General features: G+C 69.4%; 16 protein-coding genes. 9 read left to right on the forward strand and 7 right to left on the reverse strand.

Annotated features, from left to right (window positions below; genetic code table 11):
* Window positions 1–118: 118 nt before the first annotated feature.
* A complete protein-coding gene (locus tag JCR33_RS21805; RefSeq protein WP_198884245.1) occupies window positions 119–2,239 on the reverse strand; it encodes a bifunctional trypsin-like peptidase domain-containing/SEL1-like repeat protein in 2,121 nt (706 codons plus the stop codon).
* 252 nt (window positions 2,240–2,491) lie between these two features.
* Between JCR33_RS21805 and JCR33_RS21810 the strand changes: the two genes are divergently transcribed.
* Window positions 2,492–3,280, forward strand: coding sequence for an SDR family NAD(P)-dependent oxidoreductase (locus tag JCR33_RS21810; protein ID WP_198884246.1), 789 nt, complete (start codon window positions 2,492–2,494; stop codon window positions 3,278–3,280).
* 70 nt (window positions 3,281–3,350) lie between these two features.
* Complete coding sequence (locus JCR33_RS21815) at window positions 3,351–3,551, forward strand: hypothetical protein (RefSeq protein ID WP_198884247.1); 201 nt, start codon at window positions 3,351–3,353, stop codon at window positions 3,549–3,551.
* A gap of 15 nt (window positions 3,552–3,566) precedes the next feature.
* On the opposite strand, the gene JCR33_RS21820 is transcribed toward JCR33_RS21815, so the two are convergent.
* The 5 genes from JCR33_RS21820 to JCR33_RS21840 all read right to left on the reverse strand — a co-directional run bounded on the left by JCR33_RS21820 (window position 3,567) and on the right by JCR33_RS21840 (window position 8,082).
* The gene (locus tag JCR33_RS21820) at window positions 3,567–4,694 is read right to left on the reverse strand and encodes a sulfate/molybdate ABC transporter ATP-binding protein (RefSeq protein ID WP_198884248.1); all 1,128 of its coding nucleotides are present in this window, start codon (window positions 4,692–4,694) and stop codon (window positions 3,567–3,569) included.
* Between the two features lie 17 nt (window positions 4,695–4,711).
* Window positions 4,712–5,590, reverse strand: a complete 879-nt coding sequence (gene cysW, locus JCR33_RS21825) for a sulfate ABC transporter permease subunit CysW (RefSeq protein WP_408628776.1) — start codon at window positions 5,588–5,590, stop codon at window positions 4,712–4,714.
* Window positions 5,577–6,437 (reverse strand): sulfate ABC transporter permease subunit CysT, encoded by an 861-nt coding sequence (gene cysT / locus JCR33_RS21830; RefSeq protein ID WP_198884250.1) that lies wholly within the window; start codon window positions 6,435–6,437, stop codon window positions 5,577–5,579. The genes cysW and cysT overlap by 14 nt, the downstream gene beginning before the upstream one ends.
* Before the next feature lie 2 nt (window positions 6,438–6,439).
* Entirely contained in the window at window positions 6,440–7,489 is a 1,050-nt protein-coding gene (locus JCR33_RS21835) for a sulfate ABC transporter substrate-binding protein (RefSeq protein WP_198884251.1), read from the reverse strand.
* Between the two features lie 155 nt (window positions 7,490–7,644).
* Window positions 7,645–8,082 carry an RrF2 family transcriptional regulator gene (locus JCR33_RS21840; protein WP_198884252.1) on the reverse strand — a complete coding sequence of 146 codons (438 nt, stop codon included), beginning with the start codon at window positions 8,080–8,082 and terminating at the stop codon, window positions 7,645–7,647.
* A 201-nt stretch (window positions 8,083–8,283) separates the two neighbouring features.
* On the opposite strand from JCR33_RS21840, the gene JCR33_RS21845 reads away from it, so the two are divergent.
* Complete coding sequence (locus JCR33_RS21845) at window positions 8,284–8,625, forward strand: hypothetical protein (protein WP_198884253.1); 342 nt, start codon at window positions 8,284–8,286, stop codon at window positions 8,623–8,625.
* An 84-nt stretch (window positions 8,626–8,709) separates the two neighbouring features.
* Here JCR33_RS21845 and JCR33_RS21850 read toward each other — a convergent pair whose 3' ends face one another.
* On the reverse strand, window positions 8,710–9,345 hold the full coding sequence (locus JCR33_RS21850) for an isochorismatase family protein (RefSeq protein ID WP_198884254.1): 636 nt from the start codon (window positions 9,343–9,345) through the stop codon (window positions 8,710–8,712).
* Window positions 9,346–9,538: 193 nt separating this feature from the next.
* Between JCR33_RS21850 and JCR33_RS21855 the strand changes: the two genes are divergently transcribed.
* Genes JCR33_RS21855 through JCR33_RS21880 form a run of 6 tightly spaced genes read left to right on the forward strand, consistent with a single transcriptional unit; the run spans window position 9,539 to window position 14,509 of the window.
* Window positions 9,539–10,303: an ABC transporter ATP-binding protein gene (locus tag JCR33_RS21855; protein ID WP_211110499.1), complete on the forward strand. Its 765-nt coding sequence runs from the start codon at window positions 9,539–9,541 to the stop codon at window positions 10,301–10,303.
* Window positions 10,290–10,997 carry an ABC transporter ATP-binding protein gene (locus JCR33_RS21860; protein ID WP_198884256.1) on the forward strand — a complete coding sequence of 236 codons (708 nt, stop codon included), beginning with the start codon at window positions 10,290–10,292 and terminating at the stop codon, window positions 10,995–10,997. Before JCR33_RS21855 ends, JCR33_RS21860 begins: the two co-directional genes overlap by 14 nt.
* Before the next feature lie 28 nt (window positions 10,998–11,025).
* Window positions 11,026–12,240, forward strand: a complete 1,215-nt coding sequence (locus JCR33_RS21865) for an ABC transporter substrate-binding protein (protein WP_198884257.1) — start codon at window positions 11,026–11,028, stop codon at window positions 12,238–12,240.
* Window positions 12,237–13,106, forward strand: a complete 870-nt coding sequence (locus JCR33_RS21870; RefSeq protein ID WP_198884258.1) for a branched-chain amino acid ABC transporter permease — start codon at window positions 12,237–12,239, stop codon at window positions 13,104–13,106. The genes JCR33_RS21865 and JCR33_RS21870 overlap by 4 nt, the downstream gene beginning before the upstream one ends.
* Window positions 13,107–13,110: 4 nt before the next feature.
* A complete protein-coding gene (locus tag JCR33_RS21875) occupies window positions 13,111–14,013 on the forward strand; it encodes a branched-chain amino acid ABC transporter permease (RefSeq protein ID WP_198884259.1) in 903 nt (300 codons plus the stop codon).
* On the forward strand, window positions 14,003–14,509 hold the full coding sequence (locus JCR33_RS21880) for a GAF domain-containing protein (RefSeq protein ID WP_198884260.1): 507 nt from the start codon (window positions 14,003–14,005) through the stop codon (window positions 14,507–14,509). The genes JCR33_RS21875 and JCR33_RS21880 overlap by 11 nt, the downstream gene beginning before the upstream one ends.
* The last annotated feature ends 58 nt before the right edge of the window (window positions 14,510–14,567 follow it).

The following is a 14,567-nucleotide window of genomic DNA, read 5'->3' on the forward strand; positions in this document are numbered from 1 at the left end:
CGCGTCTCGCGGGCGACGACCCCCTCGGCCGGAGATCCGCCGGGGTGAGGACCACCGTCGCCGGGGGCGAGCCCGGCACGTGCCGCGATCGCGGGGCCGGCTTCCACCGGCCACGGCGTCAGCTCTTGTCGGTGTTGAAGAGCTGCTGCGTCGCCTGCCGCGTCTGCGGGCCGATCGAGCCGTCGATGGTGCCGCTGTAGAAGCCGCCGTCGCGCAGCAGGCGCTGGAAGGCGCGGTGGAGCTCTCGCGAGCCTTGGCCGCGCACCATGCGGTCGCGGGAGTGGGCGTTTCCGCGGGCGATCGACTGATAGATCATCCGTGCCCCTTCCTCCGGGTCGGTGGGCGCGCCCTCGCCGCGGGCCACGAGCCAGCCGAGATTGCCGAGGGCGACGTTGTTGCCCGCTTCGATCGCCCGGCGATACCACAGCACCGCCGCCTCCGAATCCTTCTCGATACCGGCGCCGTCCTGAATCTGCTTGGCGAGATTGTTCATCGCCGAATCGCTGCCGAGCGCGATGGCGCGCTTGTACCAGCGCACCGCCTCGGCCTCGTCGCGCGCCACCCCATTGCCATCGTCGTAGAGAAGGCCGACCATGTTGGTGCCGGCGGCATGATCGGCGTCGGCGGCGCGCTTGAACCACTCGAAGGCGGTCGACATGTCCTTCGGGAAGTAGATGCCGTTCTGGTACCAGCGGCCGAGCTTGAACATCGCCGATGCGCTGCCGCTCTCGGCGCCGGAGCGATACCAGCGCAGCGCCTCCGGCAAGTCCTTGGCGACGCCGGTCCCGTCCTCGTACATCGTGCCGAGGAAGTATTTGGCGATCGGATAGTCGGCCTCGGCCGCCCGGCGGTACCAGTAGACGGCCTCGGCATCGACGTCGTTCTTGTCGAGCGCGCGGCCGAGCTGCGTCCAGAAGCGCGGCTCGTTCGGGTAGGCCTTCACGGCGGTTCGGCACGCCTCCACCGCCGCTTCGCCGATCGCGTCCCACTCGACGCCTCTGGCGGGGCTCGGCGGCCAGAACGCCTCACCACCGCCCGCAGCGCTTGCGACTTTCGGCGGCGACGTCCAGACGCGTCGCTCGTCGTTGGGCGCGGCGGCGAGCTCGTCGCACGCGTGGAACGGGGCGCGGCCACTCGCCAAGGCGGTTGTCGCCGCCGCCGTCGTCGGGGGCGTACCCGCGTCGGGCGTCGTCGCGGCGAGGCGGGTGAGGGGAGCGTCGGCGTCCTCCGGGTCGGCCTCGCGCGATTGGGGGGAGCGCTTTGCCGCCGGCGTCGTGGGCTGCGTCGCCGCTTCGAGACGGGCGAGGCGGTCGAGGGCGAGGGCGGCCTGGACCGTGCCCTGATACTGCTCGCCGAAGAGCTTCAGGAGCGACGGGTTGTCGGTGTCGCGGATCTCCGCCCACATGCGAGCGGCCTCCGAGAGGCTCGGCGCCGCGCGCACGACGGTGGGCGGCTCCGTCTCCGCGGTGAGGCGGGCGAGGGTCTGCGAGATCGCCGCGATGCGCTTCACCTGCTTGGCGGCGTTGAGGCCCTGGAGGGCGACGGCGCTGTAATGGAGGCCGATCACCTTGCGCGAGCCCATGTCGAAGATCGGCGCGCCGGAGGAGCCCGGCAGCGTGTCGCAGGTGTGCATCAGATCGTCCCCCTCGATGGCGGGGTCGGCCGCGCGGCAGCCGCCGAGCGAGATGCGCTGCGGATAGCCTCCGGGGTGATGCACGACGAAGAGGCTCTGCCGCGGTCGCGGCTCGGCGAGGGAGAAGGACACGGTGCCCCACTCGTCCCCGACGCGGCCGCGGGTCCTGAGGATCGCATAGTCGAGCGTCTCGTTGATCTCCACCGGCGGCAGCACCACCGGATACTGGGCGACCCCCACCCGCGAACGCGGCACGAGATAGCCCATCCACAGCATGGCCTCCTGCATGGCGTAGGCACAGTGGCGGTTGGTGAGGACGAGATCGGCGGCGATGACGCTCGCCGTGCAGAAGCTCGTCTTGCCGTCGGTGGTGCGGTAGACGAGGCGGCCCACCGGCCGGGCCGCACGGCGCAGGACGTCGCCCTCGGCGAGGTCGCGTACCGGCTCCATCTGTGCCGTGCCCACCACCATCTCGTTGCTGCGCCCGGTGGCCGCCTGCAGTGCCGGCGGGTCGAGATCGTAGATCAAGCCCTGCTCGTAGGTGGCGATCTGCGCGCCCGCAGGGCCGGCGGCGAGCAGAAGAACGACGGCGAGGAGGAGGCGCATTCGTCGTGCATCCCGGTCATGATCGGCAAAGGCGGGTTCCAGTGTGGCATATGGGACCGGCAGATCAATGCCCGCGCGCCCGCCGAGCCGAGCGGCATGCTGCAATCGAGCCGAGCGGGAGGCTGCAATTCATTGCGCGACGATCGCCGGCCGACCGCCCGTGACTAGCTAAGCGGGAGGGGCGATCTCGCCGGGATACCGCGCGGGCGCCCGCCGTCGCACGGGAGTGCGAAAGTGTGAGGGGGTTCATCCATGAAGATCGATCTGAGCGGCAAGCGCGCCATCGTCACCGGGTCCACCGGAGGCATCGGCCTTGCGGCGGTGAAGGGGCTTGCCGAGGCCGGCGCCGCGGTGGTGCTCAACGGGCGAACCGAGGAGAGCGTCGCGACGGCGGTGGCGGAGGTGCGCGAGGCCGTCGCCGGCGCCGAGGTGACGGGCTTTATCGGCGACCTCGGCGGCGAGGCGGGATGCGCGGCCCTCGTCGCGGCCCATCCCGCGACCGACATCCTCATCAACAACCTCGGCATCTACGGTCCGCAGGACTTCTTCGAGATCCCCGACAGCGAGTGGCAGCGCTTCTTCGAGGTCAACGTGATGTCGGGCGTGCGGCTGTCGCGCGCCTATCTGCCGGGGATGATCGACGGAGGCTGGGGCCGCGTCGTCTTCATCTCCTCGGAGTCGGGCCTCAACATCCCCGCCGACATGATCCACTACGGCGTCTCGAAGACGGCGCTGCTCGCCTTGGCGCGCGGCCTCGCCAAGCGCGTCGCCGGCACCGGCGTGACGGTCAACTCGGTGCTGCCCGGCCCGACGCTCACCAAAGGGGTCGCGGAGATGCTGAAGGGCGAGCTGAAGCCCGGCGAGACCATCGAGGAGGCTGCACGCGCCTTCGTGATGCGCGAGCGGCCGAGCTCGCTGATCGAGCGCGCCGCGACGGTCGAGGAGGTCGCCAACATGATCGTCTACGCCGCCTCGCCGCAAGCCTCGGCCACCACAGGTGCGGCACTTCGGGTCGACGGCGGCGTCGTCGACAGCCTCTGAGCGTGCCCGCTTCCGCGTGGGGCGGCGGACGGCTACTGTGTCGGCCCGTTGCCCAGCTCGGGTGTGAGGCATGAACAGAAACGCATGGGGGGACAGCGTGCGGCGGGCGCTTGCCGCGCCGCTCGTCCATTTTCTGATGGTGGGGCTGCTGCTCGTCGGCCTCTACGCGCTCTTCGTCGAAGAGCCGGCGATGGAGGAGGCGGGCGACGAACCGGACTTCGTGGTCGATGCGGGGTGGCCGGCAGCGGCCGCCCACCCCGATGTCATGTAAGGCGCCGCGCCTCGCCTATTGCGCCACCGCCATCTGCTGGATCGGGCTCACCATCGACGCGGCGGCGGCCGGCGTCGGGTGGGAGAGCGACGCGCCGGACGGGCGGTAGAGCGTCCACCGCGTCGGCCACACGCTGAGGGTGCTGTCGACGGGCGGCGCGACGTCCGGCGGAAGGTCGATCTCCATCGAGTGGCCGCCGGCGCCGACGGCAAGCTCCAGGCGACGGCCGCGCCCGTGCCAGCGGGACGCGACGACGGTCGCGGCGATCCCCGGATAGGTGGCGCGGTCCACCTCGTCGATGGCGACGTCGTAGGGGCGGAAGACGAGGGCGGCCGGCCCGTCGGGCTCGTCGGCCGCCGAGAGGGGGATGGCGATGCCGTCGAGCCGGATCATGCCGCCCTCGATATAGACCGGCAGCTCCACGCTCTCGCCGATGAAGCGGTGCACGAAGGCGCTGGCGGGCGTGTCGTAGATGGCGTCGGGCGCGCCGACCTGCTCGATGCGGCCGCGGCTCATCACCACGACGCGGTCGGCGAGCTCCATCGCCTCTTCCTGGTCGTGGGTCACGAACACGGTGGTGTGGCCGGTCACGTCGTGCAGCTCGCGCAGCCAGCGGCGCAGATCCTTGCGCACCTGGGCGTCGAGCGCGCCGAACGGCTCGTCGAGGAGGAGCACCTTCGGCTCGATCGCCATCGCGCGAGCGAGCGCGACGCGCTGGCGCTGACCGCCGGAGAGCTGCGAGGGATAGCGGTCCTCGAAGCCGGCGAGCTGCACGAGCTCGATGAGCGAGCGTGCCCGCTCGTTGATCTCGCGCGCCGTGGGCCGCTTGCCGCGCGGGCGCACGGTGAGGCCGAAGCCCACATTCTGCAGCACCGTCATGTGCTTGAAGAGCGCGTAGTGCTGGAACACGAAGCCCACCTGACGGTCCTGCACGCTGAGGCGGGAGGCGTCGTCCTGGCCGAAATAGACGGTGCCGGCGTTCGGCTGCTCGAGCCCCGCGATGAGGCGCAGCAACGTGGTCTTGCCCGAGCCCGACGGCCCGACGAGGGCGACGAGCTCGCCCGAGGCGATGTCGAGCGACACGTCGTGGAGCGCCGGGGTGAGGTCGAAGTCCTTGCGGACGTTCTTGATGCGAAGGTCCATGGGAGCCTCCTTCTGTTTCAATGCCCGCGCGATGGCGCGAGGCCACCGGAAAAGCGGAGCTCGATGAGCGTTTTGAGAAGCAGCGTGAAGAGGGCGAGACCGGCGAGCAGCGACGCGACGGCGAACGAGGCCGCGAAGTTGTACTCGTTGTAGAGGATCTCGATGTGGAGCGGCATGGTGTTGGTGAGACCGCGGATGTGGCCGGAGACCACCGACACGGCGCCGAATTCGCCCATCGCCCGCGCATTGCACAGGAGCACCCCGTAGAGGAGGCCCCAGCGGATGTTGGGCAGGGTGACGCGCCAGAAGGTCTGCCAGCCCGACGCGCCGAGGCTGAGCGCGGCCTCTTCCTCCGACGAGCCCTGCTCCTGCATCAGCGGGATCAGCTCGCGCGCGACGAAGGGAAAGGTGACAAAGACCGTCGCGAGGACGATGCCCGGCACGGCGAAGAGGACCTCGATGCCGTTCGCCTTCAGCCAGGGGCCGAGCAGGCTGCCCGAGCCGAAGAGGATCACGTAGACGAGGCCCGCGATCACCGGCGAGACCGAGAAGGGCAGGTCGATGAGGGTGATGAGGAACGCCTTGCCGCGGAACTCGAACTTCGCGATGGCCCAGGCCGCCGCGACGCCGAACACCACGTTGAGCGGCACGGCGATGGCGGCGACGAGGAGGGTGAGGCGGATGGCGGCGAGCGCGTCCGGCTCCGAGATCGCGGCGAGCCAGGCCGCCGGCCCGTTGCGCAGCGCTTCGAGGAACACCTCGACCAGCGGCAGGAACAGGAAGAGGGAGAGAAAGCCGAAGGCGGCGACGACGAGCGCGATGCGCGTCGCCGGCGCCTCGGTGGTGGCAGACCGTATCACGGGTGCCGAGGGGACGGTGAGATCAGCCATGGCCATATCTCCTGCGGCTCCATGCCTGGAGAAGGTTGATGAGGAAGAGCAGGGCGAAGGCGATGGCGAGCATCATAGCGCCGATGGCCGTCGCGGCCGCGGTGTTGAACTCCTCGAGGCGGATGACGACGAGGAGCGGCGCGATCTCGCTGACATAGGGGATGTTGCCGGCGATGAAGATCACCGAGCCGTACTCCCCGACGCCGCGGGCGAGCGCCAGGGCGAAGCCCGTCAGGATCGCCGGGGCAAGGCCCGGCAGCAGCACGCGGGCGAGCGTCGCGAGCCGGCTCGCGCCGAGCGTGGCGGCGGCCTCCTCCACCTCGCGGTCGATCTCCTCCATGACGGGCTGCACGGTGCGCACCACGAAGGGGAGCCCCACGAACACGAGGGCGATGACGATGCCGAGGGGGGTGAAGGCGATCTTCAGCCCCAACGCGGCGGCGGGGGCGCCGATCCATCCGTTCGGCGCATAGAGCGAGGCGAGCGCGATGCCGGCCACCGCCGTCGGTAGTGCGAAGGGGAGGTCGACGAGGGCGTCGACCAGGCGGCGGCCGGGGAAGCGGTAGCGCACCAGCACCCAGGCGACGACGACGCCGAACACGACGTTGATCGCCGCCGCGACGAAGGCGGTGCCGAAGCTGACGCGCAGCGCCGCGATGGTGCGTGGGTCGCTCGCGAGGCGCCAGAACTCGGCAAGGCCGAGGTCGGCGGAGCGGATGACGAGCCCCGACAGCGGGATCAGCACGATGAGGGCGAGGTAGGTGACCGCGAAGCCGAACGTCAGCCCGAAGCCCGGGATGATGCTCGGCCGGCGGAACCACCACCCCGCCGGGGCGGCGTGGGTGGTGGCCATGGTCAGCGCCCCGCCGAGAAGATCTGGTCGAACATCGCGCCGTCGGCGAAGTGGACGCGCTGCGCCTCCTGCCAGGAGCCGAAGACGTCCTCGACGCGGACGCGCCGCACTTCGGGGAACTGGTCGCCGACCGCCTCCACGAGATCGCCCATCGCCGGGCGGTAGTAGTGCTTGGCGGCGAGGCGCTGGCCTTCCTCGGAATAGAGATATTCGAGATAGGCCTCGGCGGCGGCGCGGGTGCCGTGCGCGTCGACATTGCCGTCGACGAGGGCGACCGGCGGCTCGGCGAGGATCGACACGGACGGGACGACGATGTCGAACTTGTCGGCGCCGAGCTCGTCGAGCGAGAGGTAGGCCTCGTTCTCCCAGGCGAGCAGCACGTCGCCGATGCCGCGCTGGGTGAAGGTGGTGGTGGAGCCGCGGGCGCCCGTGTCGAGCACCGGCACGTGGCGGTAGAGGTCGGCGAGGTAGGCCTTCACCTTCTCCTCGTCGCCGTCGAACTTCTCGAGCGCCCAGATCCAGGCGGCGAGATAGTTCCACCGCGCGCCGCCCGAGGTCTTCGGGTTGGGCGTGACGACCTCCACGTCGTCGCGCACGAGGTCGTCCCAGTCGTTGATCGACTTGGGGTTACCCTCGCGCACCAGGAACACGATGGTGGAGGTGTAGGGGGCGCTCGCCTCCGGCAGACGGCTTTGCCAGTCGGGCGGGATGAGGCCGGTCGCGGCCGCGATCTGATCGATGTCGACGGAGATCGCGAGGGTGACGACGTCGGCACCGAGACCGTCGATGACCGAGCGGGCCTGCTTGCCCGAGCCGCCGTGGGACATGCGCACGGTGACGCTGTCGCCGGTCTCCGCCTCGTAGTGCTTGGCGAAGGCGGCGTTGTACTCGCGATAGAGCTCGCGCGTCGGATCGTAGCTCACGTTGAGGAGGGTGATGTCCTCCGCCACGGCGGGACCGAGGGCGAGGACGAGAGCGGCGGCGCTCGCCGCAGACCACAAGCGGATCCGCCGACGAGCGGCGAGAGGCGGAAGGTGACGTATTCCAGTCATAGGGCACTCCTGCTTCCTATGACCTTAATTCCTACCTATCAGGTCGTCATTGTCAATATAGTAGTTTTTTAGCCTGTGCAAATATCTCAGGCGAGAGTCAGAATGTTGTTTTTAAAGGGTATTTCCCAAACGCTGAAGCCTCGGCTCGTCGCCGATCAGGCGGCCGAGGTGACGAGCTCGGGGTTTTCGATGGCGTCGGCGATGGTGACGGTGTCGAGCACCTCGCGCGTGGCTTCGGCGACGCGGGCGAACACCTTGCGGATCTCGCAGGTCTCCTCGTCGATGCACGAATCGCAGCGGCGGTAGGCGATGCGGCTGAGGCAGGGGAGCGGCGCGAGCGGCCCGTCGACGAGGCGCAGCACCTCGCCGAAGGCGATGCGGTCGGGCGTGCGCAGCAGGCGATAGCCGCCCGCCTTGCCGCGGCGCGACATCACGATGCCCTGATGCTTCAGATCGAGCAGAATCTGTTCCAGGAACTTCTTCGGAATGCGCTGTTCCTCGGCGATCTCGGCAATGCTGAGCGCCACCTCCGGCTCCGCCTTGGCGAGGGCGATGAGCGCGCGCAGCGCATATTGGGCCTTCTGCGAGATCATGAGGGGCCGCGATCCTTCCCTTTGCGGTTCATTCGATAATGATGATGGAAGCAGTCGTCATTAAGTGACGAAGGCGCCCGGAAGCAAGGGAAGAGGAGACGACGATCGTGTGATCGCGGTCACGAGGAAAGCTGCCGCGGGCGGCCATCTCCGTGTTGTCGGCAGCAACGCCGCGACAAACACGGACACGGAGACGGATCCATGACGATCAAGACCACGTTCATCGCCGCCGGTACCGCCCTCGCGATTGCCGCTGCCGCCTTCCAGCCGGCGCAGGCCGCCCCCGCCTTCGCCGGCCTCGCCAAGCAGTCGATCACCACCAGCGCCGCGGGCGTGGAGGTGGTGAAGGGCAAGCACCACGGCCATGCCGGGGCCGCCGCTGCCGCCGCCATCATCGGCCTCGGTGCCTTCGCCATCGGCGCGGCCGTCGCCAACGATCGCTACAATCGCGGGCCGCAGCGCCGCTGCTACGTGGAGCGCGTACGGGTCTGGGACAGCTACTACCAGGCCTACGTCGTGGAGAAGCGCCGCTTCTGCGACTGATCCCGCCCTCACGCTTCGCCCGCAGCGGGCTCCGGAGACGACGCGCACCACCTCCCGAGGGGATCGGGAGGTGGTGCCGGCGCGTCAGCCGGCGTTGCGCTGCCGCCACGCCTCGAGCTGGCCGAGCACCGTCTCGAGGTTCGACACGTCCACGTAGCGGCGGCCGATGTCGCGCAGATTGTCGTTGTGCGGCCCTTCCTCGATGTCGCCGACGCAGTCCTCCGGCACGATGGTGCGATAGCGGTAGGAGAAGGAATCGATGGCGCTCGCCCGGATGCAGCCGGATGTGTTGCAGCCGGTGATGATCACCGTGTCGACCCGCTCCTTGGTGAAGTAGTCGCTCACCCCGGTGTTGAAGAAGATCGACGGTCCCTTCTTGCAGACGACGAGGTCGTAGCCCTCCTGATAGATGCGCGGGTCGAGGGCGATGCTCGGATGATCGTCACGGAAGGTCTCGCGCACGGCGGTGATCTTCCAGTAGGGCATCTCCCGCTCGTTCATGTAGGAGGTGTAGCAGGCGGCGACCGGCACGTTGTAGCGCCGCGCCACCTCCAGGAGCTTGGCGGTGTTGTCGACCGCCCGCGTCACGAGCGGGGCCCCGCCGAGGGGATATTGCGGGTCGGTGAAGCCGATCTGAAAGTCCACCACGACGATGCCGGGCTTCTCGCCGAAGCCCACCGCGATCTCACCGTAGCTTCTGTTGGAATAGTCGTCGCTCATCTCGGCTCCATGGCTATAGGGGATGACAGTTGCGCCAGCACCTAAGGCGCATCGGTGATGCGCTGCAACATCGATGCGGCCCCCGCGATGCCGCAATGCGCACCATGCCGAAGAATGATGCTTGAAACTTCAGCCCATTGATCGTCTGTTGCCCCGATCGACAACGGATCATCCTGGAGGTGGCGGCCGAGCGATGTTGGAGGTGAGCGGCCTGACTGTGCGCTACGGCGCCTTCCGCGCGGTCGACGACCTCGCGCTTCACGTCCCCGCCGGACGTCTCACCGCGGTGATCGGGCCCAACGGCGCCGGCAAGACCACCTTCTTCAATGCCGTCTCGGGCCTGGTGCGCCCGGCCGCCGGACGCATCCTCTTCGACGGGGCGGATCTCGCCGGTCGCCGGCCCGACGAGATCACCGCCGCGGGCCTCGTCCGCACCTTCCAAATCGCCCGCGGCTTTCCCCGCCTCACCGTGTTCGAGCATCTGATGCTCTACGCCCAAGACAACCCCGGCGAGGGGCTGTGGGCCGCCCTCACCGGGGCGCGGAGGCGCGAGGCGGAGATCGCCGAGCGGGCGCTCGCCGTCGCCGCGCGGCTGAAGCTTACCCGCGTGCTCGACAACCGGGTGACCGACATCTCGGGCGGCCAGAAGAAGCTCCTCGAGATCGGGCGCGGGTTGATGGCCGAGCCGCGCCTCCTCCTCCTCGACGAGCCGGTCGCCGGCGTGAACCCGACGCTCGCCGAGGAGATCGGTGACCAGCTCGTGGCACTGGTCGCGGGCGGGCTGACGCTCCTCCTCATCGAGCACGACATGGCGCTGGTGGAGCGCATCGCCGACCACGTGATCGTGATGGCGGAAGGACGGCGCCTCGCCGAGGGTTCGTTCGCCGAGATCCGCGACGATCACGCCGTCCAGGAGGCCTATCTCGGTGGAGGGGTGCTCGCCGATGCTGACGGTTGAGGGGCTCGTCGGCGGCTACGGCGCGGCCGACGAGGTGGTGAAGGGCGTGGGCCTCACGGTGGCTCCGGGCGAGATCCTCACCGTGATCGGACCCAACGGGGCCGGCAAGTCGACCGCGCTGAAGCTCGTCTCCGGGCTTCTGCGGTGCAAGGCGGGCTCGGTGAGGCTCGGCGAGAGCGACCTGTCGAGCCTCGACCCGCAGGGCCGCGCCCGCGAGGGCCTGGTGTTCGTGCCGCAGGAGCGCAACGTCTTCGGCGCGCTCACCATCGCGGAGAATCTCGACATCGGCGCCTATCTGGAGCCGGCCCGCTCGCACGAGCGGGCGCGGGACGTCTACGCCCGCTTTCCCCTCCTTGCCGAGCGGCGCGGCAAGGCCGCCGGCGCCCTCTCGGGCGGCCAGCGCCAAACGCTCGCGATGGCGATCGCGCTGATGGCCTCGCCCCGCGTCCTCCTGCTCGACGAGCCGACGGCGGCGCTCGCGCCGAAGCCCGCGGCGGAGATCTTCAAGGCGATCCGGGGCCTTGCCGACGAGGGCATCGCCATCCTGATGGTGGAGCAGAACGCGCTTGCGGCGCTCGCCATGTCCGATCGCGCCCTCGTGATGGTGGACGGGCGGGTCGCGATGGACGGCGAGGCGCAGGCGATGCGGCAGGACCCCGAGGTCCGCCGCGCATTTTTGGGCGGGCGCGCATGACGCGCCGTCCGACGAAGGGGAGACGAGCATGACAAAGCTACTGACGAACGGCATCAACCGCCGCACGCTGATGAAAGGGACGGCGGCCGCCGGTCTCTTCACCCTGGCCGCCCCCGCCATCGTGCGGGCGCAGTCGGAGGTGATCCGCCTCGGCACGCTGACGCCGCTGACCGGCGCCGGCGGCCCCTACGGCCCGGTGATGGCCGAGGCCGCCAAGAAGGTCGCCGAGACGGTCAACGCCAAGGGCGGCATCCTCGGCCGCGAGATCACCGTGATCTCGGAGGACGACCAGACCAACCCCGAAGCCGGCGTGCGCGCCGCCCGCAAGCTGATCGACGTCGACGACGTCGCCGCCATCATGGGCACCTGGGCTTCCTCGGTGACAACGGCGGTGGCGCCGCTCTGCTGGGAGGGGGAGACCTTCCTCACCACCGTGTCGGGCGCCGATTCCATCACCGAGCTGCCACACCATGGCTGGCTGGTGCGCACCCAGCCCAACACCACGCTGCAGGGCCGCAAGTTCGGCGAGTTCTGCATCGAGCTCGACGCGCCGAAGGTGTACTTCATGTCGCCGCAGACGCCGTTCGCCGACAGCCAGTTCTCGAGCCTCAAGACGGCCGTGGAGGCCGGCGGCGGGTCGGCCGAGATCCTGATCTACGACGACAAGAAGGCCTCGCTGCGCTCCGAGGTCGACACCGCTCTGCGCACGAACCCCGACATGATCGTGATGGGCGGCTACACCCCCGACACCATCGTGCTCCTGAAGGACCTCTACCGGGCCGGCTACGACGGCAAGCTCCTCGGCTTCGGCTATTCGGTGAACGCCAAGCTCGTCGAGGCGATGCCGGCCGAGGCGGTGGAAGGGGTCTACACGCTGTCGCCCTCGCCGGCGGAAGGCTCCAAGGGCTACGACGCGCTCACCAAGCTGATCGGCGTCGAGGCGCCCGACACCTACACCTGCCAGGTCTACGACCACGCCAACCTCGTCATCCTGTCGATGGCGGCGGGCGGGGCGGCGACCGGCGCGACCGTGCGCGAGACGATCCGCACCGTGGCGCAGGGCGAGGGCGAGGCCGTGTCGACGGCGCTCGACGGTCTCGCCGCCCTCGAGGCGGGTTCGGCAATCAACTACACCGGCGCCTCCGGCCCCTGCGACTTCACGGAAAAGGGCGACATCACCGACGCCAAGTTCCGCTACGACCAGGTGAAGGACGGCAAGATCACGCTCCTGAAGATCGCATGATCTTCGAGGTCCTGCCGCAGGCGCTCGCCAACGGGCTCGTGTCCGGCACCATTCTCGCGGTGCCGGCCATCGGCTTCACGGCGATCTTCGCGATCCGCCTCTACCCCAACTTCATGATCGGCGCCGTCGCCACCGTCGGCGCCTATGCGGGGTGGGCCGCCAACACCTCGCTCGGCCTCTCGCTGTGGCCGGCGCTGGTGGTGGCGTTTCTGGTCGCGGCCGCGGTGGGCCTCGCCACCGAGAAGGTCGCGGTGCGGCCGCTCGAACCGGCCGGGCCGCTGACGATGGCGATCGCGTCGCTCGCGATGGCCATCGTGCTCGAGAACGTGATCCGCTTCATCTACGGCAACGACCTCAAGGGCTTCGACACCCCGCTCGAGCGCGACGTGGTGTGGTGGGGGATCCGCGTCGGCCCGCAGCAGTTGCGCAATCTCGCGACCGCGCTCGCCATCATGGCGCTCCTCTGGGCCGGGCTGCGCTTCACCCGCTTCGGCCGGGCGATGCGAGCCTGCGCCGACAATCCGGACCTTGCCCGGCTGAAGGGCATCGAGCCGGTGCGCATCGCCGACGTGACGGTGGCGGTGGCGCTCGGCCTCTGCGGCATCGGCGGCATGCTCGTCGGCGTCGACGCCTCGGTCGACCCGATGACGGGGACGCGGCTTCTCCTTTCCGTCTTCGCCGCGGCCGTGCTCGGCGGGCTCGGCTCCATTCCGGGGGCGGTGGTGGGGGCGCTCTCCATCGGCATCGTGGAGGAGCTCACCGTCGCCTTCCTGTCGCCCGCCTATCGACTCGCGGTGGGCTTCCTGGTGATCCTGGTGGTGCTGACCTTCCGCCCGCGCGGCCTCCTCGGCACAGCGACACGGTAGCGCCATGGCCACCTACATCGTCTTCATCCTGGCGATCGCCGCCGTCTACGCTCTCCTGGCGCAGAGCCTCGTGCTCGTCTGGGGGCAGTCGGGGATGGTCAATCTCGGCCTCGTCGGCTTCTTCGCCATTGGAGCCTACGCCTCCGCGCTCGTCACCACCGACCTCGCGGCGCCGGTGGTGATCGGTCTCGTCTGCGCTCTCGTCGCCGGCGCGCTGGTGGGGCTCGCCGTCACCCTTTCCACGCTGCGCCTCAGGGACGACTATCTCGCCATCGTCACCCTGGGCTTTGCGGAGGTGGTGCGCATCGTCGCCTCCAACGAGATCTGGCTCACCAACGGCACCGACGGCATCGCCGGCATCCCGAGCCTCTTCGACCGCAGCGGCGGCCTGTGGTTCCACGTGAAGTTCGCGGTGGCGGCGACGCTCGTCTGCCTCCTCGCCGGCATCCTGATCTCCCGTCTCTCCCGTTCGCCGTGGGGGCGCGTGCTGCGGGCGATCCGCGACGATCAGGTGGTGGCGGCCGTCGCCGGCAAGCGCGTCGTGCGCTACAAGGCCGAGGCGTTCATGATCGGCAGCGCCATCGCCGCGCTCGCCGGCGCCCTCTACGGCTCCTACATCTCCTACATCGCCCCCGATCTCTTCCAGCCGCTCATCACGATCTACGTGTTCCTCGCCGCGACGGCGGGCGGCAACAGCCGCGCGATCGGGGCGACGATCGGCGCCTATCTCCTCGTCGCATGGCTCGAGGCCAGTCGCTTCCTGGGCGAAATCGTGCCGGGTGTGTCCGCGGTACAGGTGGCGGCCTTGAGGGAAATCACAGTAGGACTAGCACTCGTCCTGGTGCTGAGATTCGCGCCGGGTGGGCTGTTCCGCGAGAAGAACGAGAAGGCGCCCCATGCAAACTGACTTCGACATCCTTGCCGCCCTCGACACGGTGGCGACCAGTCTGGCCGAGGGAGCGGATCGCTACGCCGTCTATCGCGCCGTGCAGGATGCGACGAACCGCCTGATCGGCCACCGCCTCTTCACCCTCCTCGTGGTGCTGCCGGGCGGGGAGGAGGTCCAGCGCTTCTATTCCTCCAACGAGGCCGCCTATCCGGTCTCCGGTGTCAAGCGGGTGGGACCGACCCCCTGGGGCGAGGTGGTGCTGAAGGGCAAGAAGTCCTATCTCGGGCCCGATCTCGCCGCGATCCGCTGGGCCTTCGCCGACCACGAGCTGATCGCGAGCCTCGGCCTCGGCGCCGTCATCAACATTCCGATCCTGCACCACGGCACGCTGCTCGGGACGATGAACATCCTCAACGCGGAAGGCCATTTCCGCGACCTCGACGTGAAGGTCGCCGCCCGCTTCGCGCCCTACCTCGTTCCCGGCTTCCACGAGGAGATCGCCCGGCTGGGCTGACGGGGCCTTGCAACCGACGCGTTCGGCCGCGATACCGAGGGAAACGCCCCGCCATTGC

It is taken from the genome of Acuticoccus mangrovi (assembly GCF_016411865.1).
Taxonomy (GTDB): domain Bacteria; phylum Pseudomonadota; class Alphaproteobacteria; order Rhizobiales; family Amorphaceae; genus Acuticoccus; species Acuticoccus mangrovi.